Raw genomic sequence first — 22,606 nt, 5'->3', positions numbered from 1 at the left:
GGTCGTCTCAGCCGGACTTGATGGCTGAGACGATCAGGCCGTTGCGGGCGTTCTGCCCGAGCGGCCTGGACGGGTGCAGTCCGTCGCGAAGCAGCCGGGACAGCCGGTTCGGGCTGGAGGCCAGGTGCTCGGCCCAGTGCACGATCCGCAGGTTGTCGTGCCGGCGCGCACCCTCCGCGAGCTGCAGGTTGATCCAGGCGCTGTTGCGCTGGTCCGCGACCTTGATGTCGGGTCCGACCGCCGTACGGGCCGCTTGGATGTTGACCCAGTACACGGTCCGTTCGTCGCCGACGATCTGCATGGTCCGCTCGATCTGGGCGGCGACCGCGGGCGGCACGAAGATGTCGTTGGAGCCGACCGACATCACGATCCGGTGCGGCAGGCCGTACTGCGCGGCCCAGGCCTCGAGGGCGTCGACCGCGGGGGTGACCGGACGGCCGGCCCAGCTGTGGACAGCCATGTTGATGCCGAGCTGCGACAGTTGGCGGGCCAGCGCGGGACCGTCCTGGACGCCGATGCTGTCGCCGAACATGAAGACGCCGTCGGTCTCCCGTGTGCGGCGGATCTGGGCCTCGTTCGAGATCGCCTTGGCGAATCCCTCCCAGGCGCTGAGCACCCCGGAGCCGTACGCGCCCGGAGAGATGGCCGGAGCCGCCTCGGCCGTGCTGCCGGCCGCGACCGTCGACGCAGCCGCCGCGGTCCCCGCGGCGAACAGCAGCCGTCGACTCGGCCGGAACCCACCCAGACGCTTCCTCACGCAGGCAAGGGTGCGGCGGAAAGCCCTCTCTCTGCAAGTCGACACCGGGAAAATCGGACGAACGCTACGAAAGTCACTGCTCAGGCAGTCAACTGGTCGCCACCGGGCGGGAACGCACGAACGCGCGGAAACGCTCCGCCGCGGGCGTCAACGGCGTACTCGACCGCCAGGCCATCCCGATCTCCCGCTGCGCCCGTACGCCGGCCAGTGGAACGGGGACCGCGCCGCTGTCGTTCCCGCGGACCGCACCGGCCGGGAGGATCGCCACGCCGAGCCCCGCGCCGACCAAGCTGTCGATCGTCGCGAGGTCCGTCGCCTCGAACGCCAACTGCGGGCTGAACCCCGCCTCACGGCACAACCGGTCCGTCACGCGCCGGAACCCGAACCCGGGCTGCAGCCCGACGAACGCCTCGTCGCGCGCCGCCTCCAGCTCCACCCGGCGCCGCGAGGCGAGTGCATGACCAGGCGGTACGTGCAGAAGCAGGCGTTGCCGCTCCAGCAGATGCCAGCCGAACCGCGAGGGGTCCGGTCGCGGCGCGATGATCGCGATCTCGGCCTCCCCGCTCTCCAGGTCCTGGACGATGTTGTGCGCGGGCTCCTGCCGCAGCTCGAACTCCACGTGTGGCGCCACCGCCCGGAACGCCTTGAGCAGGTCCGGCATCAGGCTGGTCGCCACCGAGTGCAGGAACGCGAGCCGGACCGTCCCCGACTCCGGGTCGAGCAGCGCGTCGATCCGGCGCTGTGCGGCGTCGACCGCGGCAGTGCCGGCCCGCGCCGCCTCCAGCACCAGCCGCCCGTACGGATTCAGCCGTACGCCGCGTCGCTCCCGCTCGAACAACGGCACCCCGAACGCCCGCTCGACGCGCTGCAGCGACCGGGTCAGGTTCGGCTGGCTCGTCCCGAGCGCCGCGGCCGCCTCGGTGAGGTGCTCGGTCTCGGCCAGCACCACGAACCACCGCAGATCCTCGACATTCATACAGAAAGCGTATCGATTTCTGCTGAGATCGACATTTTACGTATCGGTCGAAGAGTGCGACCGTCGAAGACATGCACCAGTCCGTCGCGCGCCAACCCGGGTACCTGCCCGGCGACCCGGAGTACCGCAAGCTCTCCATCGCCCTGTTCGCGGCCGGGCTCGCGACGTTCGCCCTGCTCTACAGCACCCAGCCGCTCCTGCCCGAGCTGGTGACTGCCTTCCACGTCTCCCCCAGCCAGAGCGCGTTCAGCGTGTCGTTCGCCACGTTCGGCCTCGGTCTGGCACTGCTGGTCGCCGGTCCGGCCTCGGAGGTACTCGGACGCACCAACCTGATGCGCTGGTCGGTCGCTGCGACGTCCTTGTTCGCCCTCCTCAGCGCCTTCGCGCCCAGCTGGCACCTGTTACTGGCCCTACGCGCTCTACAGGGGGTCGCGATGGCCGGGCTTCCAGCGGTCGCCATGGCCTACCTGCGCGAGGAGGTCCACCTGGACAGCCACGCCCGCGCCAGCGGTCTCTATATCGCGGGTACGGCGGTTGGCGGTATGGCGGGTCGCCTCATCGCAGGCGGGTTGTCCGACATCGGCGGCTGGCGCTTCGCGACCGGTGGGATCGCGCTGGTCGGCGTACTGTGTGCCGCCGTCGTCTGGCTGCTCCTGCCCGCGTCGCGCAACTTCCGGCCCAGCCGGGCGCGCCTGTTCTCGAGCAAAGTCCTGCGGGATCCGGCGCTGCTCGCGCTGTACGGGATCGCCGCCACCGCGGTCGGTGCGTTCGTGGCTGTCTACAACGGCGCGGTCTTCCGGCTGTCCGGTTCGCCCTACCTGTTGAGTGCCGGCGCAGCGGGGCTGGTGTTCTGTGTGTATCTGCTCGGATCAGCCGGGTCAGCAGCCGCGGGAACGCTGGCCGACCGCTACGGGAGACGCAAGGTGGTTCCGATCGGCTGCCTGATCACGCTGGCCGGTGTGGCGATCACCCTGGCAGCTCCGCTCCCGCTGATCGTGCTGGGGCTCGCCGTGATGACAGCCGGCTTCTTCGCGGTGCACGGGGTCGCCAGTGGATGGGTACCGGCGCGGGCACACGCGAGCGGCGTCGGAACCGGGCAGGCGTCGAGCATGTACCTGTTCTCGTTCTACCTGGGCTCGTCGGTGTTCGGAGGACTCGCCGGTACGGCGTGGAGCCGGGCGCAGTGGACCGGGGTCGCGGCAGAGGCCGGTGCACTGTTCGTGGTGACACTGATCCTCGCGCTGCTGCTGCGGAACGTTCCCAGCCGGGTGCCAAACCAGTAAACAGGCTTCCCGTAGGTGCGAAACTGATCCGGTGACGAAGGCGACGGATGCTGCGGACCAGTTGGGGCTCAGCTACGAGGTGACCAGGCACGGCCGTGTGAACTCGTTGGAGGAGGCCGCCGCCGCACGCGGGATCGAGCCGGCCAGGCTGATCAAGACGATCGTGGTGCGGCTCTCGGACGACGACTACCGGTTCGTCCTGGTGCCTGGTGACCGCGAGATCGCGTGGCCGAAGCTGCGCGCGCTGCTCGGGGTCAACCGGATCTCCATGCCGGACAAGGACACGGCGTACGACGTCACCGGGTACGTGCGCGGCACGATCACGCCGCTCGGCAGCACGCACGACTGGCCGGTGATCGCGGACGAGCGGATCACCGGCACCATCTCCATCGGCGGCGGAGACCACGGCGTAGGCATCACGGTGGACGCCCAAGCGCTCACGAAGGTGCTCAAAGCCACCGTGGCCGACGTGACCGACTAGACGAGCAGCCCCTGCTGCCCGGCACGCAGTCCGGCCTGGAAGCGCGTCGTGGCATCCAGAGCCCGCAGGATCCGCTGCATGCGGCGTTCCACCGTCCGCTGCGCGACTCCGAGGCGGCGGGCGATGGCCTGGTCAGTGAGGCCTGCGGCTGCGAGCGACAGGAGCTGCCGGTCGTCCGACGTGAGCGGACCCTCGGAGACCGCGGGGGTTAGCGGGCTGGCCTGCTGCCACAAGAGGTCGAAGAGGCGGAGCAATGCGTCCAAGAGACTGGACGGACCGAGCTCCACGACCACGTCCACACCGGTCGGCAGCAGCGCGATACGGCGGTCGACCACCACCAGCTTGAGCGGTACGTCGCGCAGGATCCGGCAGCGGCCGGTCGACCGGGCGGCGGCCAGGTCCCCCGGCTGCGACAGGGAGTCCATGTCGTAGATCGTCCGATACGTCACCCCGTGACGCGTGGACACCAGCAGCTGGTCCAGCACGAGTACTTCGTCCTGTGCGCACTGGTGCGCCTGGTAGAACCGCTGCGCGATCGCCTCGGTCCCCCGGATCACCGTGAACGCGTCCGGCTGCCGGAACTCGGCTGTCAGCAGCGCGGCCCCCAGCCGGGCCTCTACGATCGCGGCCTGCTTCCGCAGCGCGAGCAGCTCGACGGCAGCCTCCGGTACGGCGGGAACGTACCTGGCCGGCCGGCCCGGCGTACGGGACGCCAGGCCGAGCGACAACAGCGACCGCAGGTGCCGGCTGACCCGGTTGGCGGGCCAGTCGACGGAAGCGGCCAGGTCGGTCGCGGTGGCCTCCGGGCGGGCCAGAAGCACCCGGTAGAGCTGCTCGTCCTCCGAGCAGACACCGAGCGCCTCCAGCACCGGAGCAGGTCGATAGTTGTGCATGATCAGGGCAGACCGTGCACGTGGCCACCGACCTGGCCAGCGAACTGGTTGCCGTTCGCGGCGTCCCAGTTGGTCGACCAGGTCATCGCCCCACGCAGCGACGGCCACGGGGAGCTCGGCTTGTAGGCGCCGCAGCCGGTGGCCTTGGTCAGGCAGTCCAGCGCGTTGTTGACGACCGACGGGTCGACGTACCCGCTCCCGGCTGCCCGGGACGATGCCGGCAGGCCGAGGCCGACCTGGTCCGGACGCAGGCCGCCTTGCAGCATGAGGCAGGCCTGCGCGGTGATGAAGTCCACCGAGCCCTGCGAGTACACCTGGCCGTTGCAGCCGTTCATCGAGCCGGAGTTGTAGTACTGCACGTTGACGATGGTCAGGATGTCCTTGATCGCCAGCGCCAGCTTGAAGTACTCGGCCGACGTGCTCTGCATGTCGATCGTCTGCGGCGCCATGGTGATCACCAGGCCGCTGCCGAACTGGCTCTGCAGGCTCTTCAGCGCCTGACCCATGTACTGCGCGTTGACGCCGTTCTCCAGGTCGATGTCGATCCCGTCGAACCCGTACGTCCGCAGCACGGACAGCGCGCTCGACGCGAAGTTGGCGGCCGCGGTCGAGTCGGCGACCGAGATGCTGCCGTTCTGGCCGCCGACCGACAGGATGACCTTCTTGCCGGCCGCCTGCTTCGCCTTGATATCCGCCTTGAACTGGTCGACCGTGTACCCGCCCAGCCCGGCGCTGTCCAGGTTGAACGTGATGCCGCCCGGCTTGGACGCGTCGGCGTCCGCGAAGGCCACCGCGATCAGGTCGTAGGCCGCGGGCACGTCGGAGATCTTCTGCACGGTCGCACCGTTGTTGAAGTTCTGCCAGTACCCGGTCAACACGTGCGCGGGTAAGGTGCCACCACTCGACCCGCCTTCGGACGTGGTACCCGACACGGTGGCGCCGTACGGCGAGCAGTTACCGCTCGGGTCACACGCCCGGATCTTGAACGAGTAGGTCGTCGAAGCGTTCAGGCCCGTAGCAGTCCAACTGGTGACGTTGCCGACGCTCTGCGCGGCACCCGTCCCCTGTACGACGTCGTAGTGGTCGATCCCGTTCGCGTCGGAGGCGGCCGACCAGGTCAGCGCGAGCGAACTGGAGGTCGGGCTGCCGACAGCCAGTCCGCCCGGTGTCGACGGCGGTGTCGTGTCCTGCGCCCCGCCGGGGCCGTCCAGTACGACGTCGTCGACCTGGTACGCCGGGAGCGCGTACCAGCTGTGGACGTAGATCGTGACTGTGGAAGCCGTGGACGTGAACGGGACGGTCAGCTGAGACCAATCTGAGCTGGTTGTCCACGTCGAGGCGCCACCGTCGACACCGAGGTACACGTTCGATCCCTTGACCCAGGCCGACAGCGTGTACGCCGTATTGGGCTGGACCGCAATCGACTGTGAGCACTGGGCGATGTCGCTCGCGCTCGGCGTCGCCGAGAGGGCGTACGAGCCGGAGTGCGGCGCGGACGTGGTGACGCCGCCGGCCGGGCAGTTCCAGCCGGAGAGCGTGCCGGACTCGAAGCCGGCATTCGTGACGAGATTGCCGGCTTCAACGGCGCGATGGGGGGATGCGGTGGCGGACCCGGGGACCAGGAAGGCCATGACTACGGCGATCAGGCTGATGACGACCGCTGCCTGGGGGCGGTGTGCAGGCGGTTTCATGCCTTACAACCTGTGACCAGTCAATTACATTGTCAAGACCCTGCATAAAGTGAGAACGCTCCCACGCGCAGAAAAGCGAGAATCTTTACAAGCTCTTGGCCTGGAGGGAGAAAGGCGACGGCCCCCGGCGGGGGGGTGACCGGGGGCCGTCTTCGGCCACGGGCTCGGGGGGAGGAGCCGGGGGCCGTTCAGGAGGCGACAGTCTGCCACTGTCAGGGGGTATGTACCCCCCAAGGCCGGATCTCACACATCTCGATTCGATTTCAACCGACAACGTGTCACCCAGGCGCTGGTCCTGCCCAATCAGGCGCTCGCAGCCAGTGTCACTGTCACACTGCTCACCAGTCTAACGGGATACCGGCCCACGCAAAAGCCCGGGTCCCTCGGGCGTTTCGCGCGACTGCCTATCCTCGACTCCATGACGGCGCGATCGGCAGCATTCTTCGATCTGGACAAGACCATTCTGGCGCGCTCCAGCACCCTGGCCTTCTCCCGGCCGTTCTACGCGGGCGGGCTGATCAACCGCCGGACCGTGCTGCGCAGCGCGTACGCCCAGTTCGTCTATCTGCTCGGCGGCGCGGACCATGACCAGATGGAGCGGATGCGCGAGTACATCTCGGCGATGTGCACCGGCTGGGACGTCTCGACCGTGAGGGCGATCGTCGCCGACACCCTGGACCACATCGTCCGGCCGATGATCCACGCCGAGGCGGTCGACCTGATCGAGCAGCACCACCGGGCCGGCCGGGACGTGGTGATCGTGTCCTCGTCCGGTGCCGAGGTGGTGGAGCCGATCGGCACGATGCTCGGCGCCGACAAGGTGATCGCCACCCGGATGGTCGTTGCCGACGGCAAGTACACCGGCGAGATCGCCGAGTACGCGTACGGTCCGCACAAGGTGACCGCGATGGCGGCGCTGGCCGCGACCGAGGGGTACGACCTCGCGACCTCCTACGGGTACTCCGATTCGATCACCGACGAACCGTTGCTGGCCGCCGTCGGGCACCCGTTCGCGGTCAACCCGGACAAGGCGTTGCGCCGGGTCGCGGCCGAGCGCGGCTGGCCGGTCCTGGAATTCGCCGAACCCTCGGAGCACACTGGGATCCAGGGCGTACGACGACCCGCTGTAGCGGCCGGCCTGATCGCCGCGGTGGCCGCCGGAGCGCTTCTGCTGGCGTCCCGGCGGCGTGCCCGGACCCGCTGAAAGCTGAAGATAGCTTCATTGTTCTCAACTCCATGAACACGCCGCATCCCCTTCACAGAAAGGGGTTTCAGGAGTACAAAGGAATCAGCAAAGGGCCTTCGGGTCCGGTAGAGATTGCACGACAACCCAGGCACCCACGCGGCGACCAGCCCATCCCAAAGGGGCAGCGCGACCCAGGCATCGTCCTGAGGCGGCAAACCGGTGCACGCATGGTAACCAGGGTGACGTGCCAGCGACGGCGTTCTCACTCGAGAACGCCGTTCGCACGTCAGGACACTGCGAGCGGGGACAGCTCGGCACCTTTTGTCACGACTTCGCAGGACCGCAGCAACCAGTCACGAACGCCGGTCAGACCTCGCGCTGTGTAGTCGGAAAGACCCGACGCATAGGTTGCCCGCAACACATAGTGACCACCTTCGGGTACCGTCACCGCGACCGGGTCGATGCCTCGGGCAACCAACAGGCAGCGCTCGGCGGCCCGGGCAACGAGTCCGTTGGCGACCGGGAACGGGCGCAGTACGGCGAGTTCCGCGTGCACGATCGCGGCGACGACCAGACCGGGTGCCTTCGTCGGGCGGGTGAGGCTCTGCGCGAGCGCACTCAACCGCTCCCACATCTCGTCCGCACCCGGCGCCGGCGGCAACCCCGGGATGTCGTCGGGAACAGGTTCCGCACTGGTCCGCAGATGACCCAACTGGTCCGCTCCGACCAGATCGGCCGCGGCCAACTGGTGCAGTCTGGTCCAGACCTGCACCGGTGCCTTGTCCACCTGCCGCGCCAGCGCCATCAGTTCGCCGGTCATCCGGACCGCCCCGGCGGCGAGCCCGTCCGCGGCACCGCGCCGTACCTCGTCCACCGCCGACGTGCTGCCGGCCAGCGCCGCGGACGCGTGCGCGCCGCGTAGCAGCGCCTCGGCGGTCATGTCCGAACCGACCTTCCGCAGCCCCCGGTCCCGGAGCAGCACGTCGACCGCGTCCCGGGCCGCCTGGGCCGCCGAGCCGACCCCTTCCAGCCCCGCCAACGGCTCGAACACATCAACACTCATGCCCTGACCTTAAGATGACGAGGCATGGCCCCCAAGTTCAGCATCGTGGTCCCCTGTCACGCCTCGCGGGCGTGGTTGCGGCCCTGCCTGGACTCGGTGCTCGGGCAGTCGTTCACCGACTTCGAGGTGATCGGGGTGGACGACGCGGATCCGGACGGGTCGGGCCGGATCCTGGACGAGTACGCCGCGGCCGACCCGCGGGTGCGGGTGCTGCACCAGGACGAGAACCTGGGGCTCGGGCCGGCCCGGAACGTCGGCCTGAAGGAGTGCCGCGGCGAGTACGTGCTGTTCCTGGACGCCGACGACACCTACTCGGCCGGGTCGCTGGCGGCGATCGCCGGCCGGATCGACGACACCGACCGGCCGGACATCGTGATGTTCGACTACGAGCGGACCTTCTGGGACGGGCGGGTGCTCGGCAGCCAGCGGCACGACGCGTTCGCGCGCGAGGGCGCCGGCGTGTTCACGGCGGCCGAGCGGCCGATCTTCCTGGCCTTCCTCGAGGTCGTCTGGAACAAGGCGTACCGGCGGGCGTTCCTCACCCGGCACGGCTTCGCGTTCACGTCCGGCTTCTACGAGGACGCGCCGTGGACGTACTCGACGATGCTGACCGCCGAGCGGATCGCGACCCTGGACCGGATCGTCGTGCACTACCGGCAGCACCGCACCGGCGGCAACATCCACGCGACCAGCGGTCGCCGGCAGTGGGACATCTTCGACCAGTACGACCGGGTGCACGCGTTCATCCAGTCCGACCCGGAGCTGACCGGCTGGCGCCGGTTCGCGTTCGACCGGTCCCTCGACCACATCCTCGCCGTACTGGCGAAGCCCGAGCGGATCGACGCCGACGACCGGGCCGAGTTCTTCCACGCCGCGCACGCGTTCGCCAAGCGCTGGAAGCCCGAGGGGTACAGCACCGACCGGACGGCTCGCGGGTTCAAGCGCTGGCTGGTCGTCCACGACGACTACGCGACCTACTCGACGCTCAAGCTGAGCGCGCGGATGCTGCAGGTGCCGAGCCCGCGGAAGACGGTCGGCAAGCTGCTGCGGCGCGGCAAGCTCGACCCGAACCTGGTCGCCTACGGCTCGTACTCGTTCCAGCAGTACGCCGGGAACCCGCGCGCGATCTACGAGAAGGCCGCCGAGCTCGCGCCGCACCTGCGCGGCGTCTGGGTCGTCGACGGCGAACACCTGAGCGCGATCCCGGAGGGCGTCGAGTACGTCGTCGCGGGCTCCCCGGCGTACGAGAAGCTGCTCGGCAAGGCGACGTACTTCGTCAGCAACACCAACTGGCCGAAGGACCTGGACAAGCGCGAGGGGCAGATCCACCTGCAGACCCAGCACGGTACGCCGTTGACGACGGTGCGGCTGCCGGCCGAGGGACAGGAGGAGCTGATGCGCGAGGTCGACCGCTGGGACTTCAACCTGTCCTCGAACCGGTACTCGTCGGAGATCTGGGAGCGCACCTACCCGGCGTACTTCGAGGAGCTCGAGTACGGGTACCCGCGCAACGACCGGCTGCTGACCGCGACCCTCGACGAGGTCCGGGCGATCCGGGCCGGCCTCGGGTACGACGACTCGCACCTGGTCGTCCTGTACGCGCCGTCCGGCGACGGCCTCGACCCGGGCCAGCTGGCCCTCGCCGCCGGCCCGAACGCCCGGGTGCTGTTGCCGAAAGCACCGGTCGAGGAACTGATGCTCGCGGCCGACGTGCTGGTCTCGGACTACTCGTCGATCACCTTCGACTACGCGAACCTGGACCGGCCGATCGTCCTGCACGTGGACGACGAGGACCGGCAGAGCACGTACTTCGACGTCACGGAGTTCTCGCCCGGCGTGGTCGCGCGGTCGGCGGCCGAGCTGTTCGACGTACTCCGGAACGGGACGTTCGCCGCGCCCGAGGCGGCCAAGCACCGGCAGCTGTACCGGGAGAAGTTCTGCGAGTTCGACGACGGGCACGCGGCCGAACGGGTGGTCCGGCGGGTGCTGCTGGGCGAGACCGACGTACCGGCGATCGTGCCGCTGGCCGACCGGACCCCGGCGCCGTCGGCGTACTTCGTGCATAATGGCTGACATGTCGATCAGCCTGAAGCCCTCCCACGCCCTTCGCGTGCGCTTCAGCCTGCGACGACGACGCACTGTCTGAACACCTCAGCCTGTTCCAGTCGCGTCTCCTTCGAAGGACTCTGTCATGTCCGCACTGCTTTCTGTCCTGTCCCAAAGAATCCAAGCTGCCGCAGCCGCCTTCGGTACCTACGATCCCGAGCTGCGGTCGAGCACCAAACCGGAGTTCGGCCACTACCAGACCAACCTCGCACTGCGGATCGGGAACGAGCTCAAACAACCGCCGCGGGAGGTCGCCGCACGCCTCGTCGACGCCCTGCAACTCGACGACCTCTGTGAGGAACCGGAGATCGCCGGGCCGGGTTTCATCAACCTGACGCTGCTCCCACGGACCTTGGCGAAGGCGGTCAACGAGCCGGAGACGTTCAGCAGCAACGGTCAACGGGTCGTCGTCGACTACTCGCAGCCGAACGTCGCGAAGCAGATGCACGTCGGCCATCTGCGTTCGACGGTGATCGGCGACGCGCTCTGCAACGTACTGTCGTTCGCCGGGTACGACGTGATCCGGCAGAACCACGTCGGCGACTGGGGCACGCAGTACGGGATGATGATCGAGCAGCTGCTCGAGGAAGGCATCGCTGCGGAATCCCTCGATCTGGAGGGATTGCAGCAGCTGTACGAGCGGAGCCGGAAACATTTCGATGCCGATGGCAACTTCGCGGACAAGGCCCGGCTGCGGGTGGTCGCGCTGCAATCGGGCGATCCGGAGACGCGGGCGATGTGGCGGCACATGGTCGAGGTGTCGCTGGACGAGTTCGACAAGGTGTACGAGCTGCTGGGGACCGGCCTGCAGCGGACGGATGTTGTTGGCGAGAGTGCGTACAACGCCGACCTCCCGCAGGTCGTCAACGAGCTGGACGAGCAGGGCCTCCTGACCGAGTCGGACGGTGCACTGTGCGCCTTCCTCCCCGGGTTCCAGGGCCGCGACGGCAGTCCGCTCCCGGTGATCGTTCGGAAGTCCGACGGTGGGTTCGGCTACAGCGCGACGGACCTGGCCGCCGTACGGCACCGGGTGAGCACGTTGCACGCCGACCGGATCGTCTACGTGGTCGACTATCGGCAGGCACTGCACTTCGACATGATCTTCACGCTCGCGAGAACAGCGGGCTGGTTGGACGTACCGGCAGAACATGTGTCGTTCGGCACCGTGCTCGGACCGAACGGAAAGCCCTTCAAAACAAGGGAGGGCGGCACGGTCAAGCTGGTCGACCTGCTGAACAGTGCAGTGCAACGAGCGTCAGACCGGGAGTCAACCGCACGGGCGGTCGGGATCGGTGCGGTGAAGTACGCCGACCTTTCCAGCGACCGGGGCAACGACTACGTGTTCGACCTGGACCGGATGGTCGCGATGACCGGCAACACCGGTCCGTACCTGCAGTACGCGCACGCCCGGCTCACGCGGCTCCTCTCCAAGGCTCCACAAGAGACAGAGGTCACCCAGCTGACAGAGCCGGCGGAGCAACGGCTGGCTCTCCTGCTCACCGGCTTCGCCGCCACCGTCGAGCAGGTCGCCGAGACGCTCCAGCCGCACAGACTCTGCACCTATCTGTACGACGTTGCGTCCGCGCTCTCGGTCTTCTACGAGCAGTGCCCGGTGCTGAGCAGTGCGGGCGAGACCAGGGCAAGCCGGATCGCCCTCTGCGCGGCAACCCGCAAGGTGTTGCAGGATGGACTCGGCCTGCTGGGGATCGAGGCCCCCGACGCGATGTAGGAGGTACCGCATGCTGCCGTGGTCCGCGGAGTACCGAGGACGCCTGGACCAGACGACGTACACCAGCGAACTGCTGCGCGGGAACCCGCTCGGCGATCCGCACGAGCGGCCGGTGCTGGTCTACCTGCCGCCCGGCTACGACGACGAGGACGCGCGGTACCCGTCGATCTACGTGACGATGGGCTACACCGGCCACGTCGGCATGTGGTTCAACCGGTCACCGTTCCGGCAGCCGTACCCGGAGCTGCTGGACGCGATGTTCGCCGAAGAGGGCGCACCGAAGGCGGTCGTGGTGTTCGTCGACTCGTGGACGAGGTACGGCGGCAGCCAGTGCCTCGACTCGCCCGGGACCGGGCAGTACCAGTCGTACCTGTGCGATGAGATCGTGCCATGGGTCGACGCGATGTACCGGACGATCCCGGACCGCGACCACCGCGCGATCACCGGCAAGTCGAGCGGCGGCTACACCGCGATGGTGACGCCGCTGATGCGGCCCGACGTGTTCGGTGCGCTCGCGACGCACGCGGGTGATGCGCTGTTCGACGTCTGCTACCGGCCGGAGTTCCCGGAGCGGGCGCGGACGTTGCGGGACAAGTACGACGGGAGCTTCGAGAAGTACTTCGAGGTGCTCGCGACCCGCGCCGGGCGGACCACGATGGAGGACCTGCACCTGCTGGAGATGTACGGGTACGCGTCGGCGTACTCCGCCGAGCCCGACGGCACCGTCCTGCTGCCGTTCGACGACCTCGGCGCGACCGTTCCGGAGGTGTGGTCGCGGTGGATGTCGTTCGACCCGGTCGAGATGGCGAAGCAGGAGCGGTACGCCGACGCGCTCGGCTCGCTGCGCGCGGTCTGGATCGACGCCGGCCGGCAGGACGAGTACTACCTGGACCTCGGCGCGACCGCGTTCCACCGGGCCGCTCAGCAGGGCGGCGTTCCGGACGGGCGGATGCACTTCGAGCTGTTCGAGGGCACCCACGGCGGGATCGAGTACCGGTACCCGATGGCGGTCCGCTGGCTCGCGGAGCAGCTCGCCTAATTGATGTGCCCCCGGCCTGCTGACGCCGTACCTTCGACGCATGAACCTGCCTGAGGGGCTCGAGGCCCGGCCGCTGACGCTCGACGACGCCGCGGCGGTGGCGGTCCTGCTGGCCGCGAAGGTCGTGGCCGACGACGACGGGGAGAACCTCGACGCCGACGACGTCGCGGAGGAGCTGGGCCGGCCGGGGCTCGCACTGGAGCGGGACACGATCTCGTTCTGGGACGGCGAGCAAGTGGTCGGCTACGGCCTCGCGCTCGCCTCGCACTCCGCGACGGACCTCGACCGGGTGCGGACCGACGGCGTCGTACACCCCGACTGGCGCGGGCGCGGCCTCGGGACCGAGCTGACGCGCTGGATCATCGACCGGGCGCGGGAGTTGCACGAGGCGACGTTCCCGGAGGTTCCCGGGTACGTCGGGGCCGGCGCGGTCGCCACCAACGCCGGCGCGACCGAGCTGCTGACCGGCCTCGGCTTCGAGCCGGTGCGGTACTACTTCGACATGCGGCGCCCGCTCGACCAGCCGGTCCCCGACGTACAGCTGGCGGACGGGTTCCAGCTGATCCCGTTCGACGCGGCGCGCGAGGACGACCTGCGGGAGACGCACTTCGAGGTGTTCTCCGAGCACTGGGGCTGGTCGCGTCCGACCCCGGAGGCATGGCGGGCGCGCACGATCGGGTCGCGGGCGTTCCGCGCCGCACAGTCGTACATGGTGATCGCGGACGGCAAGATCGCGGCGTACGTGAACTGCTACGAGTACCCGGCCGACACCGCGGCGACCGGGATCCGGGAGCTGTACATCGGCCAGGTCGGCACCCGGCGCCCGTACCGCGGCCGCGGTCTGGCCCGCGCCGCGCTCGCGAAGGTGCTGGCCGAGGCCGCCCGGTCCGGGTACGGACGGGGCGCCCTCGGCGTCGACGCCGAGAACCCGACAGGCGCCCTCGGCCTGTACGAGAAGCTCGGCTTCAGCACCCACCAGAAGTACGTCAACTACCAACTGGCGCTGGCGTGATGTTCGAGTTCAGGTGGAACACGTTGTCCGGGTCGTACCTCCACTTGATGTCCGCGAGCCGGTCGTACTTCGCGCCGTACGACGCCCGGACCCGGTCCTCGGCATCCAGATCGCTGATCGCGTTCACGTAGCTCCCGATGCCCCGGCCGACCGGCACCATCGCGTCCCAGAACGACCGGACCCAGGCCCGGTCGTGCGCCAGCATTTCGGGCGTCGGGCACACCGCGACGATGAAGACTCCGTAGCCGGGCGCCCGGCTGCCGCTGAACGCGGTGGCGTCCTCGGGCACCCTCGAGTAGGCGCCATCGAGCCGGTAGCACAGCATCACCGAGCCCGGTGACTGTTTCAGCGGCACCTGCTCGGTGATCACCGCGATGGCCTCGTCGGTGAAGTCGTCCAGGTAGCAGCCCTTGTCGTAGGCGTGGAAACCCCACCCGTTCGCCTCGTCCAGCATCTGTTGCAGGGCGACGTACGGCATCGGGCTCTCGAATTCGAACAACGGAGGCACCGCTGACCGAATCTCGTCGAGCACCCCGGCGTGCTCGTCGGCGGAGCCGAAGCCGATCACGATCAACGCGTACCCGGGCCGGAAGTGCAGCGCCTCCGGCACGAACGGTGCCGGCGGCGCGCTGATCGCGCCGACCACGACGTTCACCTCGTCCGGCAGCTTCGGGATCACGGTCCGGGCCATCCGGAGCACGTCGGCGCCGCGGTCGAGGTCCCAGAACGCCAGTCCGAACTGGATCATCGGCCCGGCCTCGTGCAGCCGGAACTCGAACTCGGTGATCACCCCGAAGTTCCCGCCCCCGCCGCGGACCGCCCAGAACAGGTCCGCGTTCTCGTCGTCGGACGCCCGGCGGATCTCCCCGTCCGCGGTCACGATCTCGACCCCCGCCAGGTTGTCGATGCTGAGTCCGTACTTCCGGGTCAGCCATCCCATGCCGCCGCCCAGGGTGAGCCCGCCGACGCCGGTGTGGCTGACCATGCCGGCCGGTGTCGCGAGACCGTACTCCTGGGTCGCCGCGTCGAGCTGCCCGAGCAGCGCACCGCCGCCGGCGCGGGCCAGCTTCGCGACCGGGTCGACCGTCACCTCGTTCATCAGGCTGAGATCGATCACCAACCCGTCGTCGACGCCGCTCGCGCCGCCCGGGTTGTGTGCGCCGCCGCGGACCGCGACCTCCAGTCCACGGTTCTGCGCGAACAGCACCGCGTGGCTGACATCGGCTGCACTGCGGCACCGGGCGATCACGGCCGGGTGCTTGTCGACCGCGGCGTTCCACAACCGGCGGGCCTCGTCGTACCCCTCCTCGCCCGGCAGCAGCACCGGCCCTTCCAGAGTCGAGCGCAGCGCGTCGACCCCCATTTCCGCAAGCTGAGACATTTCCCTCCCCCTTTGTTCCTGCTGTCAGGATCAGCAGCCGGGCGGGTTGTCCACAAGGGATCGAGATCCCGGTTGAGCGGGAAACACTCCCGGTGTCAGACTCTGCGGCGTGAGTGACGAGGAAGTGCTGCGACTGCTACCGATCGCGGCGGCGAGTGTCGCGCGGCGTGACGACCGGGCCGATGCGCAGTTGGCGCGGCTCGGGGCGTACGACGAGCACGACCGGGCGCTGGTCGATCGTTGCCTGCACGCCTTTCTCGGCAGTCTGGTCCGCGCGGCCTGGGAGCGCGGCTGGGCGCCGGCCGACGTCGTCCGGTACGGGCGTCGCGAGCTGGACGCCGGGATCGAGCCGCTGCTGCTCGCCGCGATCTCCGCGGAGCACCAGGCGTACGGCGCCGGCACGATCGACCCGCGGTGGCTCGACCAGCTCGCCGACATCGGTGTCACCCCGCCGTTCGCGCCGCTGGACCTCACGTCCTGGGCCGCCGACGCCCGCGTCGGCCGGTATCTCGTGATCCACCACGCGTTGTCGCTCGCCGGATTCCTGCAGACGTTGCCGATCATGGCCCGGCTGTTCCCGCTGCCCGGTACGCCCGCCCGTGCCGAGCGCGGCACCGCCGTACCGGCGAACGGGAAGATGCTCGCGCGGATCCGGGCGCTGCTCGCGAAGGCCGAGGCGACCGAGTTCCCGGACGAGGCGGAAGCCCTGTCCGGGAAGGCGCAGGAGCTGATGGCGAAGTTCTCGTTGGACAGTGCTCTGGTGGAGGCGGAGCAGGAGCTGCCGGACGACTCGGAGGCACGCCGGTTGTGGGTGGACACGCCGTACGTGTCGGCGAAGGCCCAGCTGGTCGGCGCGGTCGCGGCCGCGAACCGGTGCCGTACGGTCGTGATCGACTCGCTGGCCGTGGTGACGGTCGTGGGCGCCGAGCTGGATCTGCAGCACACCGAGATCCTCAGCACCTCCCTGCTGGTGCAGGCGAATCGCGCAATGCTTGCCGCAGGCAAGCAAGCCGGCCGGACGCGCTCGTTCCGGCAGTCCTTCCTGATGGCGTACGCGATGCGGATCGGCGAGCGGCTGCAGGCGACCGCGTCCGCCGCGGAGGCCGCCGTACCGGAGACGGACGCGCAACGGTTGCTGCCGGCGCTGAGCCAACGCGAGGAGCGGGTGGAGGCGTTGTTCACCAGGCTGTTCCCGAACACGACGACCCGGCGGACCCGGATCACCAACGGCGCCGGCTGGGAGGCCGGGCTGACCGCCGCGGACCAGGCCACGCTCGACGCCCGCCGGCAGGTCCGCCGATGAGGGTGCACGAGACGTCGATCGACGGCGTACTGCGGATCGAGCTGGAGCTCAAAGCGGGCTCGGACGGCTGGTTCAAGGAGAACTTCCACCGCGAGAAGCTCGCCAGGCTCGGGATGGACGTCGTCCAGCACAACGTCGCGTACTTCGAGGACGCCGGGATCGTCCGCGGGATCCACGCCGAGCCGTGGGACAAGTACCTGTCGCCGACGTCCGGGCGGGTGTTCGCGGCGATCGTCGAGCTGCGGCCCGGTCCGGCGTTCGGCCGGGTGGAGACGTTCGAGCTCGGTACGGCGGACGCGCTCTACGTCCCGCGCGGGGTGGGGAACTCGTTCTGCACGCTGGCGCCGCACACGACGTACAACTTCCTGGTGAACGAGCACTGGTCGCCGGAGCGGGTCGCGGTCGACCTGTTCGACCCGGAGCTCGCGATCGCGTGGCCGGAGCTGCCGCTCAGGTACACCGAGCGGGACGCGGCTAACCCTGCACTGGCTGAGCTACGGGCCTGAGTCCGCAGAGCACGATGTCGAGCAGGCGATGCGCCTGCTCCGGCGGCGTCTCCGGTGAATGCGTGATGCCGCCGACCAGGCGGAGCAGGTCCATCAGGTCCACCTCGGGCCGGACGTCGCCGGACGCTTTCGCCTTCTCCAGCAGGAGATTCCCGGCCGACTGGACGTTCGTCTTGCAGGCCTGGAAGAACGGCGACTGCGCACCGATGGCCAGCGTCAGCTCGTGCGACAGGCTCTTCTTGGACAGCCCGTACCCGACGAAGCTGCGCAGCCAGGCGGCCAGCGCCTCGAACGGCTCGAGTTCCTTGTCGAAGTCGTACGCGCGGTCCACGACGGACTGGATCTCGTCGACGTAGACCGCCTCCAGCAGCGCCGTCCGGTTCGGGAAGCGGCGGTAGAGGGTGCCGATCCCGACACCGGCCCGGCGGGCGATCTCCTCCAGCGAGGTGTCGGTGCCGTGCTCGGCGAACGTCTCCCGGGCGGCCGTCACCAGGCGGTCGTAGTTCCGGGCCGCGTCCGCGCGGGTCGGCCGCGTACAAGGCAGTGGTTCCGGCGCCATCCAGCCTCCTCCCGAGGTCAGCTCACAATATCGCTTGCAAAGCGGAGGATGCCTCCGTATTGTATCCGGAGGAAGTCTCCGCTTTCTTTCACAACTGTAGCCCCTCCGGGGTAAGGAGCAATATGTCGGCAACAACCGCGGCGCCGGCGGGCGCCGATCCCGGCACGCCCACGCGGCGTCCCGGGGTAGTACTCGCAGTCATCCTGGTCACCCAGCTGATGGTGATCCTCGACGGCACCGTGGTGAACATCGCGATGCCGCACATCCAGCAGGCCCTGCACTTCACGCCGTCCAGTCTGTCCTGGGTGCAGAGCGCCTACGCGCTCGCGTTCGGCGGCCTGCTGCTGCTCGGCGCCCGGGCCGGCGACCTGCTCGGCCGGCGCCGGGTGTTCGTCACCGGCGTCAGCATCTTCACCCTCGCCTCGCTGCTCGGTGGTCTCGCGCCGAACGCCGAACTGCTGCTCGCCGCCCGCGTCCTGCAGGGCATCGGCGGTGCGATCGCGGCCCCGGCGGCACTGACGCTGCTGATGCTCACGTACCGCGAAGGTCCCGAACGGATGAAGGCGCTCGGCTACTACAGCCTCGTCTCGTCCGGCGGCGGCAGCCTCGGGCTGGTGCTCGGCGGCATGCTCACGGACTGGGCGTCGTGGCGCTGGGGCCTGTTCGTCAATGTTCCGATCGGGATCGCGCTGGTCTTCGCGGCCCGCCGGGTGCTGACCGAGACCGAGCGGGAGACCGGCCGGTTCGACCTCGCCGGCGCACTCACCTCGACGCTCGGCATCACCTCGCTGGTGTTCGGGTTCATCCGGGTCGCCGAGAAGGGCTGGTCGTCTCCGGAGGTGCTGGTCGCGTTCGCGGCGGGCGTCGTACTGCTGGTCACGTTCGTCCTGGTCGAGCAGCGGGTGAGCCACCCGATCGTCCCGCTCCGGCTGTTCCGCTCGCCGGTGCGGTCGGCGTCGTACCTGACCATGCTGCTCGTGGTCGGGACGATGTTCGGGATGTTCTTCTTCCTCACGCAGTACCTGCAGGGGGTGCTGGCGCTGAACCCGCTGGCGGCCGGGCTGGCGTTCCTGCCGATGACCGGTCTGCTGTTCACCGCGTCGCGCGTCGTACCGAAGCTGGTCCAGCGGATCGACGCCGGCAAGCTGCTGCTGGCCGGGTCGACGCTGGTCGCCCTCGGCACGGTCTGGCTGACGCAACTCGACGCGAACAGCCGGTACCTGCACGACGTGGTCGGTCCGCTGCTGCTGTTCGGCGCGGGCGCGGGCATGATCTTCATCCCGCTGGTCGGCCGCGCGATCTCGGGCGTCGCCCCGGAGGACGCGGGCGCGGCATCGGGCATGCTGAACGTCGTCCAGCAGGTCGGCGGCGCGCTCGGCCTGGGCATCCTGGTCACGATCTTCGGTACGGCGAGCCGCAACTCGACGTCCCGGATCCCGCGTGAGGTGCTGGTGGACGGCGTACACGCGGCCTTCATCGGCGCGCTGGTCTACGCGGCCCTCAGCCTGACGATGATCGTGCTCACCGTCCGTCCCTGGAACTGGTTCCGCACACAACCGGAGCCGGCCGAAGCGCTAGCTGAGTAAACCGCTGGCGGGCGGGGAGTAGAGCGTGGCACCGTGCCGACCATGGAACCTGCGGACTTCTATTCCGGCATCGTGGTCGACGCGTACGCGAAGCTGAAGTCGGAAACCTTCGACCCGGAGCCGTACCTGGAGTTCGTCAAGGCCCACGGACAACCCGGGCTGGAGATCGGCTGCGGCGACGGTGAGCCGCTGCTCGACCTGTGTGCCGCGGGACTGGACGTCGACGGCGTCGACTCGTCCGGGGACATGGTCGAACGCTGCCGCGCCAACGCGGCCGCCCGTGGTCTCCCGACTCAGGTCTTCCAGCAGCGGATGGAAGACCTGAGTCCGGACCGGCGGTACGCGTCGATCTACCTCGCCGGGCCGACGTTCAACCTGCTGGCCGACGACGAGACCGCGCTCCGGGCGCTGGTCGCGATCCGCGCCGCGCTGACCGACGACGGTACGGCGCTGATCCCGCTCTGGGCGCCGGGCCCGACGCCCGCCGCCGAGCTCGGGGTCAGCCGGTCGACGGACGACGCGGGCGTCGAGCTCAGGTACACTCCGGTGTCCGAGACCTACGACCGCTCGCTGCGGACCCGGATCACCACCGCACGGTACGAACGAACCGATGCCGGCGGCACCGAGGTCGCGGACCGGGAGTGGATCATCCACTGGCACACGCCGGCCTCGTTCCGCGCCCTGTGCGCCGAAGCCGGCCTGCAGGTGGTCGCGCTGCTCGACGAGCACACGCAGGAATCGGCAACCGACGACGCCACCAGCTTCGTCGCGACCGTACGGCGCTAGATCGAGGCGGCGCCGTCTACGACGAGGACCTGGCCGTTGATGTTGGTGTTGTCGAGCAGGAGCATCCGGACGAGGGGAAGGACGTCTTCGGGCTCGGTGAGCTGACCGGTCGGGGTGCGGCGAACGATCTGGTCGAGCTGGGTCTGACCCAGCACGGCCGACATCTCCGACGCGAAGAAGCCGGGGGCGATGGCGTTGGCCAGGATCCGGCCGCCCAGTTCGCGGGCGAGCGAACGGGTGGCCGCGTCCATGCCGCCCTTGGTGGCGGAGTACGCGACCAGGCCCGGATAGCCGCGTTGGGCACAGATCGAGGTGATGTTGACGATCCGGCCCTTCAGGCCCTTCGCGAGCATCCGGCGGAGGACGAAGCGGGTCAGCACCAGCGGCGAGGTCAGGTTGGTCCGGATGATCTCGGCCAGGTGCTCCGCGGACGTGTGGACGTGCAGCGAGTCCTGGCCGATCGCGGCATTGTTGACCAGGGCATCGATCGGGCCGAGCGTGTCCTCCACCGCACGCACGAAGGCCTGCGCGGCCGCGCTGTCGTTCACGTCGACCGAGCCGTAGTGCAGGCGCTCGGGGTACTTCTCGCCGAGCGCCGCCAGCTCGGGCGTGACGGTCCGGGCGAAGGCGGCGACCTTCAGGCCGGCGGTGAGCAGGTCGGTGACGATCGCCAGGCCGAGGCCGCGGGACCCGCCGGAGACCAGCACGACCGACGCGGGCGGCGCCACAGTTTCAGACATCACTCTTCAGGGTTTCCTTCTGCGGGATCTCGTCGAGGAACCGGATCCGCCGCGGTACGCCGTAGTCCGGCAGCCGGCTCGAGCACCACTGGACCAGGTCGGCGTCGGTGATCGGGCCGAGCGAGCCGTTCGTGACCACCTCGGCCGCCACCATCCGGCCGACCAGCGGCGCCTTCCGTGCGAACACCCGCGCCCAGGAGACGCCCGGGTGGCCCATCAGCACGTTCCGGACCACGCCGGCCGACACCTTGGAGCCGCCGACGTTGATCTCGTCGGTGTCCAGCCGGCCGGTGATCAGCACCCGGTCGCCGTCGTACTCGACCCGGTCACCGGTGTGCACCGCGCCGACCAGCCCGGCGCCGTGGTGCGGCGAGCGGATCACCAACTCGTCGCCCTCGACGCTCAGCACCGGCCGCTCCGGGTCCGGGTCGCGGTCCAGCCAGGACTTCGGGAAGCCGGCCTTGCCGTCGTGCACCACGATCGACGCGCCGACCTCGGAGGACGCGTAGATCCAGGAGATCCGGGCCTTCGGGAACAGTTCCCGGAGCTGGTCGAGGATCGCCTGGTCGACGGGCTCGCCGCCGAGGGTGATCTGCTCCAGCGGTACGGCGGCCAGCGCGTCGGCGTCCCGGTAGATCGCCTGCCGCCAGAAGGTCGGCGTACCGGATGCTGCCGTGACGCCGTGTTCCGCGGCGATCGCGGGCCAGTCCTCGAGCTCGTGGGGCTCGATGACGACCAGGCCCTGGTCGGCCTGGGTGAGGGAGAGCGTGACCACCTGCCACCAGGCATAGGTGCCGGGTGAATACGGCAGCAGCCAGGTGCGCGGCGGCTGGTCGGCGGTGACCGTGGTGAGTGTCTCGAGCGTGTGGCCGATGCGCTTCGGGCGGCCGGTGGAGCCGGACGTGAGCAGCCAGGCGCGGCCGGACTCCTCGACGCGCTTCAGTTTCGCCGGGGTGACTTCCCCATCGGGCAGAACTACCGCGAACCCGGACTCGGCCAGTTCCTCGCGCATCAGCTCGTCGACGCGGGACTCGGTGGCGACCAGCAGTTCGGTGCCGTGCACCGCGTGGTGCCGCAACGCCGCGAGCGCGTCCCCGCCGTTGCCGACCAGGACGGCCGCCGGGGACGGCAGCTGCGGGAGCTTGGGCAGCGTCCGCCAAGTCAGCCGCTCGCCGGCGACGACGACCGTGTTGTCGTCACCGATCAGCGCGGTCGTGCGGCGCTTGGTGTTCACGCGGACTGGAGTTGCTCGATGAAGTCCAGTACGTCGCCGACCGTCGCGATCCGGCGCAGCCCGGGGGCATCGAAGTTCAGCTCGTCGCCGAGCTCGTCCTCCACCCGGAGGGCCAGCTCGGAGAAGTCCAGCGACCGGAACCCGATCTCCCGGAGGTCCGCCGTGTCGTCGGCCGGCAACGTGCGGCCCTGCGCCGACAGCACCGCGCCCATCAACTCCCTGACCCGACTCCGATCCACCGAACTCATAGTCCAGAAGCCTAGAGCATCTCTCACCGGCGCACCGGTCCGTCAGC

The 22,606-nt window shown here is 69.4% G+C and carries 21 protein-coding genes; 11 read left to right on the top strand and 10 right to left on the bottom strand.

Annotation, left to right across the window (positions count from 1 at the left end; genetic code table 11):
* Nucleotides 1–7 precede the first annotated feature (7 nt).
* Together ACFV9C_RS04660 and ACFV9C_RS04655 are read right to left on the bottom strand one after the other, a co-directional pair.
* Nucleotides 8–757 (bottom strand): hypothetical protein, encoded by a 750-nt coding sequence (locus ACFV9C_RS04660; RefSeq protein ID WP_380190688.1) that lies wholly within the window; start codon nt 755–757, stop codon nt 8–10.
* Between the two features lie 88 nt (nt 758–845).
* Entirely contained in the window at nt 846–1,733 is an 888-nt protein-coding gene (locus ACFV9C_RS04655) for a LysR family transcriptional regulator (RefSeq protein ID WP_380190687.1), read from the bottom strand.
* Nucleotides 1,734–1,804: 71 nt separating this feature from the next.
* On the opposite strand from ACFV9C_RS04655, the gene ACFV9C_RS04650 reads away from it, so the two are divergent.
* Together ACFV9C_RS04650 and ACFV9C_RS04645 are read left to right on the top strand one after the other, a co-directional pair.
* The gene (locus ACFV9C_RS04650; protein WP_380190686.1) at nt 1,805–3,016 is read left to right on the top strand and encodes an MFS transporter; all 1,212 of its coding nucleotides are present in this window, start codon (nt 1,805–1,807) and stop codon (nt 3,014–3,016) included.
* Between the two features lie 31 nt (nt 3,017–3,047).
* The gene (locus tag ACFV9C_RS04645; RefSeq protein WP_380190685.1) at nt 3,048–3,497 is read left to right on the top strand and encodes an aminoacyl-tRNA deacylase; all 450 of its coding nucleotides are present in this window, start codon (nt 3,048–3,050) and stop codon (nt 3,495–3,497) included.
* Here ACFV9C_RS04645 and ACFV9C_RS04640 read toward each other — a convergent pair.
* Complete coding sequence (locus ACFV9C_RS04640; protein WP_380190684.1) at nt 3,494–4,390, bottom strand: helix-turn-helix domain-containing protein; 897 nt, start codon at nt 4,388–4,390, stop codon at nt 3,494–3,496. The two genes, ACFV9C_RS04645 and ACFV9C_RS04640, sit on opposite strands and share 4 nt — an antisense overlap.
* Nucleotides 4,391–4,392: 2 nt before the next feature.
* The gene (locus ACFV9C_RS04635; RefSeq protein WP_380190683.1) at nt 4,393–6,081 is read right to left on the bottom strand and encodes a chitinase; all 1,689 of its coding nucleotides are present in this window, start codon (nt 6,079–6,081) and stop codon (nt 4,393–4,395) included.
* A gap of 418 nt (nt 6,082–6,499) precedes the next feature.
* Between ACFV9C_RS04635 and ACFV9C_RS04630 the strand changes: the two genes are divergently transcribed.
* Nucleotides 6,500–7,285: an HAD family hydrolase gene (locus ACFV9C_RS04630; RefSeq protein ID WP_380190682.1), complete on the top strand. Its 786-nt coding sequence runs from the start codon at nt 6,500–6,502 to the stop codon at nt 7,283–7,285.
* A 268-nt stretch (nt 7,286–7,553) separates the two neighbouring features.
* Here ACFV9C_RS04630 and ACFV9C_RS04625 read toward each other — a convergent pair whose 3' ends face one another.
* Nucleotides 7,554–8,330, bottom strand: coding sequence for a cell filamentation protein Fic (locus tag ACFV9C_RS04625; protein WP_380190681.1), 777 nt, complete (start codon nt 8,328–8,330; stop codon nt 7,554–7,556).
* A 24-nt stretch (nt 8,331–8,354) separates the two neighbouring features.
* Between ACFV9C_RS04625 and ACFV9C_RS04620 the strand changes: the two genes are divergently transcribed.
* From ACFV9C_RS04620 to ACFV9C_RS04605, 4 genes are all read left to right on the top strand, one after another.
* On the top strand, nt 8,355–10,403 hold the full coding sequence (locus tag ACFV9C_RS04620; protein WP_380190680.1) for a CDP-glycerol glycerophosphotransferase family protein: 2,049 nt from the start codon (nt 8,355–8,357) through the stop codon (nt 10,401–10,403).
* 118 nt (nt 10,404–10,521) lie between these two features.
* Complete coding sequence (gene argS / locus ACFV9C_RS04615) at nt 10,522–12,165, top strand: arginine--tRNA ligase (RefSeq protein WP_380190679.1); 1,644 nt, start codon at nt 10,522–10,524, stop codon at nt 12,163–12,165.
* A gap of 10 nt (nt 12,166–12,175) precedes the next feature.
* Nucleotides 12,176–13,204, top strand: coding sequence for an alpha/beta hydrolase (locus tag ACFV9C_RS04610; protein ID WP_380190678.1), 1,029 nt, complete (start codon nt 12,176–12,178; stop codon nt 13,202–13,204).
* A 40-nt stretch (nt 13,205–13,244) separates the two neighbouring features.
* Nucleotides 13,245–14,216 carry a GNAT family N-acetyltransferase gene (locus ACFV9C_RS04605; RefSeq protein WP_380190677.1) on the top strand — a complete coding sequence of 324 codons (972 nt, stop codon included), beginning with the start codon at nt 13,245–13,247 and terminating at the stop codon, nt 14,214–14,216.
* Here ACFV9C_RS04605 and ACFV9C_RS04600 read toward each other — a convergent pair.
* Nucleotides 14,191–15,597 carry an FAD-binding oxidoreductase gene (locus ACFV9C_RS04600; RefSeq protein ID WP_380190676.1) on the bottom strand — a complete coding sequence of 469 codons (1,407 nt, stop codon included), beginning with the start codon at nt 15,595–15,597 and terminating at the stop codon, nt 14,191–14,193. The two genes, ACFV9C_RS04605 and ACFV9C_RS04600, sit on opposite strands and share 26 nt — an antisense overlap.
* A gap of 109 nt (nt 15,598–15,706) precedes the next feature.
* Between ACFV9C_RS04600 and ACFV9C_RS04595 the strand changes: the two genes are divergently transcribed.
* Both ACFV9C_RS04595 and ACFV9C_RS04590 read left to right on the top strand, forming a co-directional pair.
* Nucleotides 15,707–16,900: a DUF2786 domain-containing protein gene (locus ACFV9C_RS04595; RefSeq protein ID WP_380190675.1), complete on the top strand. Its 1,194-nt coding sequence runs from the start codon at nt 15,707–15,709 to the stop codon at nt 16,898–16,900.
* Nucleotides 16,897–17,406: a dTDP-4-dehydrorhamnose 3,5-epimerase family protein gene (locus ACFV9C_RS04590; RefSeq protein WP_380190674.1), complete on the top strand. Its 510-nt coding sequence runs from the start codon at nt 16,897–16,899 to the stop codon at nt 17,404–17,406. The genes ACFV9C_RS04595 and ACFV9C_RS04590 overlap by 4 nt, the downstream gene beginning before the upstream one ends.
* On the opposite strand, the gene ACFV9C_RS04585 is transcribed toward ACFV9C_RS04590, so the two are convergent.
* Nucleotides 17,375–17,965 carry a TetR/AcrR family transcriptional regulator gene (locus ACFV9C_RS04585; RefSeq protein WP_380190673.1) on the bottom strand — a complete coding sequence of 197 codons (591 nt, stop codon included), beginning with the start codon at nt 17,963–17,965 and terminating at the stop codon, nt 17,375–17,377. The two genes, ACFV9C_RS04590 and ACFV9C_RS04585, sit on opposite strands and share 32 nt — an antisense overlap.
* A gap of 122 nt (nt 17,966–18,087) precedes the next feature.
* On the opposite strand from ACFV9C_RS04585, the gene ACFV9C_RS04580 reads away from it, so the two are divergent.
* Nucleotides 18,088–19,551: an MFS transporter gene (locus tag ACFV9C_RS04580; protein ID WP_380190672.1), complete on the top strand. Its 1,464-nt coding sequence runs from the start codon at nt 18,088–18,090 to the stop codon at nt 19,549–19,551.
* A 42-nt stretch (nt 19,552–19,593) separates the two neighbouring features.
* A complete protein-coding gene (locus ACFV9C_RS04575; RefSeq protein WP_380190671.1) occupies nt 19,594–20,337 on the top strand; it encodes a class I SAM-dependent methyltransferase in 744 nt (247 codons plus the stop codon).
* On the opposite strand, the gene ACFV9C_RS04570 is transcribed toward ACFV9C_RS04575, so the two are convergent.
* Genes ACFV9C_RS04570 through ACFV9C_RS04560 form a run of 3 tightly spaced genes read right to left on the bottom strand, consistent with a single transcriptional unit; the run spans nt 20,334 to nt 22,559 of the window.
* On the bottom strand, nt 20,334–21,077 hold the full coding sequence (locus ACFV9C_RS04570; RefSeq protein WP_380190670.1) for an SDR family NAD(P)-dependent oxidoreductase: 744 nt from the start codon (nt 21,075–21,077) through the stop codon (nt 20,334–20,336). The genes ACFV9C_RS04575 and ACFV9C_RS04570 overlap by 4 nt on opposite strands.
* Nucleotides 21,070–22,311, bottom strand: a complete 1,242-nt coding sequence (locus tag ACFV9C_RS04565) for an AMP-binding protein (RefSeq protein WP_380190669.1) — start codon at nt 22,309–22,311, stop codon at nt 21,070–21,072. Before ACFV9C_RS04565 ends, ACFV9C_RS04570 begins: the two co-directional genes overlap by 8 nt.
* A complete protein-coding gene (locus tag ACFV9C_RS04560) occupies nt 22,308–22,559 on the bottom strand; it encodes a phosphopantetheine-binding protein (protein ID WP_380190668.1) in 252 nt (83 codons plus the stop codon). Before ACFV9C_RS04560 ends, ACFV9C_RS04565 begins: the two co-directional genes overlap by 4 nt.
* Between the last annotated feature and the right edge of the window lie 47 nt (nt 22,560–22,606).

The sequence above is a fragment of the Kribbella sp. NPDC059898 genome (genome assembly GCF_042730855.1).
Classification (GTDB): Bacteria; Actinomycetota; Actinomycetes; order Propionibacteriales; family Kribbellaceae; genus Kribbella.
This window is presented reverse-complemented; position numbering and strand designations above follow the sequence as displayed.

What these genes read in the sequence shown, in the direction of transcription:
- ACFV9C_RS04655 (WP_380190687.1), bottom strand. Translation starts at nt 1,733, where the DNA reads ATGAATGTCGAGGATCTGCGGTGGTTCGTGGTGCTGGCCGAGACCGAG.
- ACFV9C_RS04650 (WP_380190686.1), top strand. Translation starts at nt 1,805, where the DNA reads ATGCACCAGTCCGTCGCGCGCCAACCCGGGTACCTGCCCGGCGACCCG.
- ACFV9C_RS04640 (WP_380190684.1), bottom strand. Translation starts at nt 4,390, where the DNA reads ATGCACAACTATCGACCTGCTCCGGTGCTGGAGGCGCTCGGTGTCTGC.
- ACFV9C_RS04635 (WP_380190683.1), bottom strand. Translation starts at nt 6,081, where the DNA reads ATGAAACCGCCTGCACACCGCCCCCAGGCAGCGGTCGTCATCAGCCTG.
- ACFV9C_RS04630 (WP_380190682.1), top strand. Translation starts at nt 6,500, where the DNA reads ATGACGGCGCGATCGGCAGCATTCTTCGATCTGGACAAGACCATTCTG.
- ACFV9C_RS04625 (WP_380190681.1), bottom strand. Translation starts at nt 8,330, where the DNA reads ATGAGTGTTGATGTGTTCGAGCCGTTGGCGGGGCTGGAAGGGGTCGGC.
- ACFV9C_RS04620 (WP_380190680.1), top strand. Translation starts at nt 8,355, where the DNA reads ATGGCCCCCAAGTTCAGCATCGTGGTCCCCTGTCACGCCTCGCGGGCG.
- argS (WP_380190679.1), top strand. Translation starts at nt 10,522, where the DNA reads ATGTCCGCACTGCTTTCTGTCCTGTCCCAAAGAATCCAAGCTGCCGCA.
- ACFV9C_RS04610 (WP_380190678.1), top strand. Translation starts at nt 12,176, where the DNA reads ATGCTGCCGTGGTCCGCGGAGTACCGAGGACGCCTGGACCAGACGACG.
- ACFV9C_RS04605 (WP_380190677.1), top strand. Translation starts at nt 13,245, where the DNA reads ATGAACCTGCCTGAGGGGCTCGAGGCCCGGCCGCTGACGCTCGACGAC.
- ACFV9C_RS04600 (WP_380190676.1), bottom strand. Translation starts at nt 15,597, where the DNA reads ATGTCTCAGCTTGCGGAAATGGGGGTCGACGCGCTGCGCTCGACTCTG.
- ACFV9C_RS04590 (WP_380190674.1), top strand. Translation starts at nt 16,897, where the DNA reads ATGAGGGTGCACGAGACGTCGATCGACGGCGTACTGCGGATCGAGCTG.
- ACFV9C_RS04585 (WP_380190673.1), bottom strand. Translation starts at nt 17,965, where the DNA reads ATGGCGCCGGAACCACTGCCTTGTACGCGGCCGACCCGCGCGGACGCG.
- ACFV9C_RS04580 (WP_380190672.1), top strand. Translation starts at nt 18,088, where the DNA reads ATGTCGGCAACAACCGCGGCGCCGGCGGGCGCCGATCCCGGCACGCCC.
- ACFV9C_RS04575 (WP_380190671.1), top strand. Translation starts at nt 19,594, where the DNA reads ATGGAACCTGCGGACTTCTATTCCGGCATCGTGGTCGACGCGTACGCG.
- ACFV9C_RS04570 (WP_380190670.1), bottom strand. Translation starts at nt 21,077, where the DNA reads ATGTCTGAAACTGTGGCGCCGCCCGCGTCGGTCGTGCTGGTCTCCGGC.
- ACFV9C_RS04560 (WP_380190668.1), bottom strand. Translation starts at nt 22,559, where the DNA reads ATGAGTTCGGTGGATCGGAGTCGGGTCAGGGAGTTGATGGGCGCGGTG.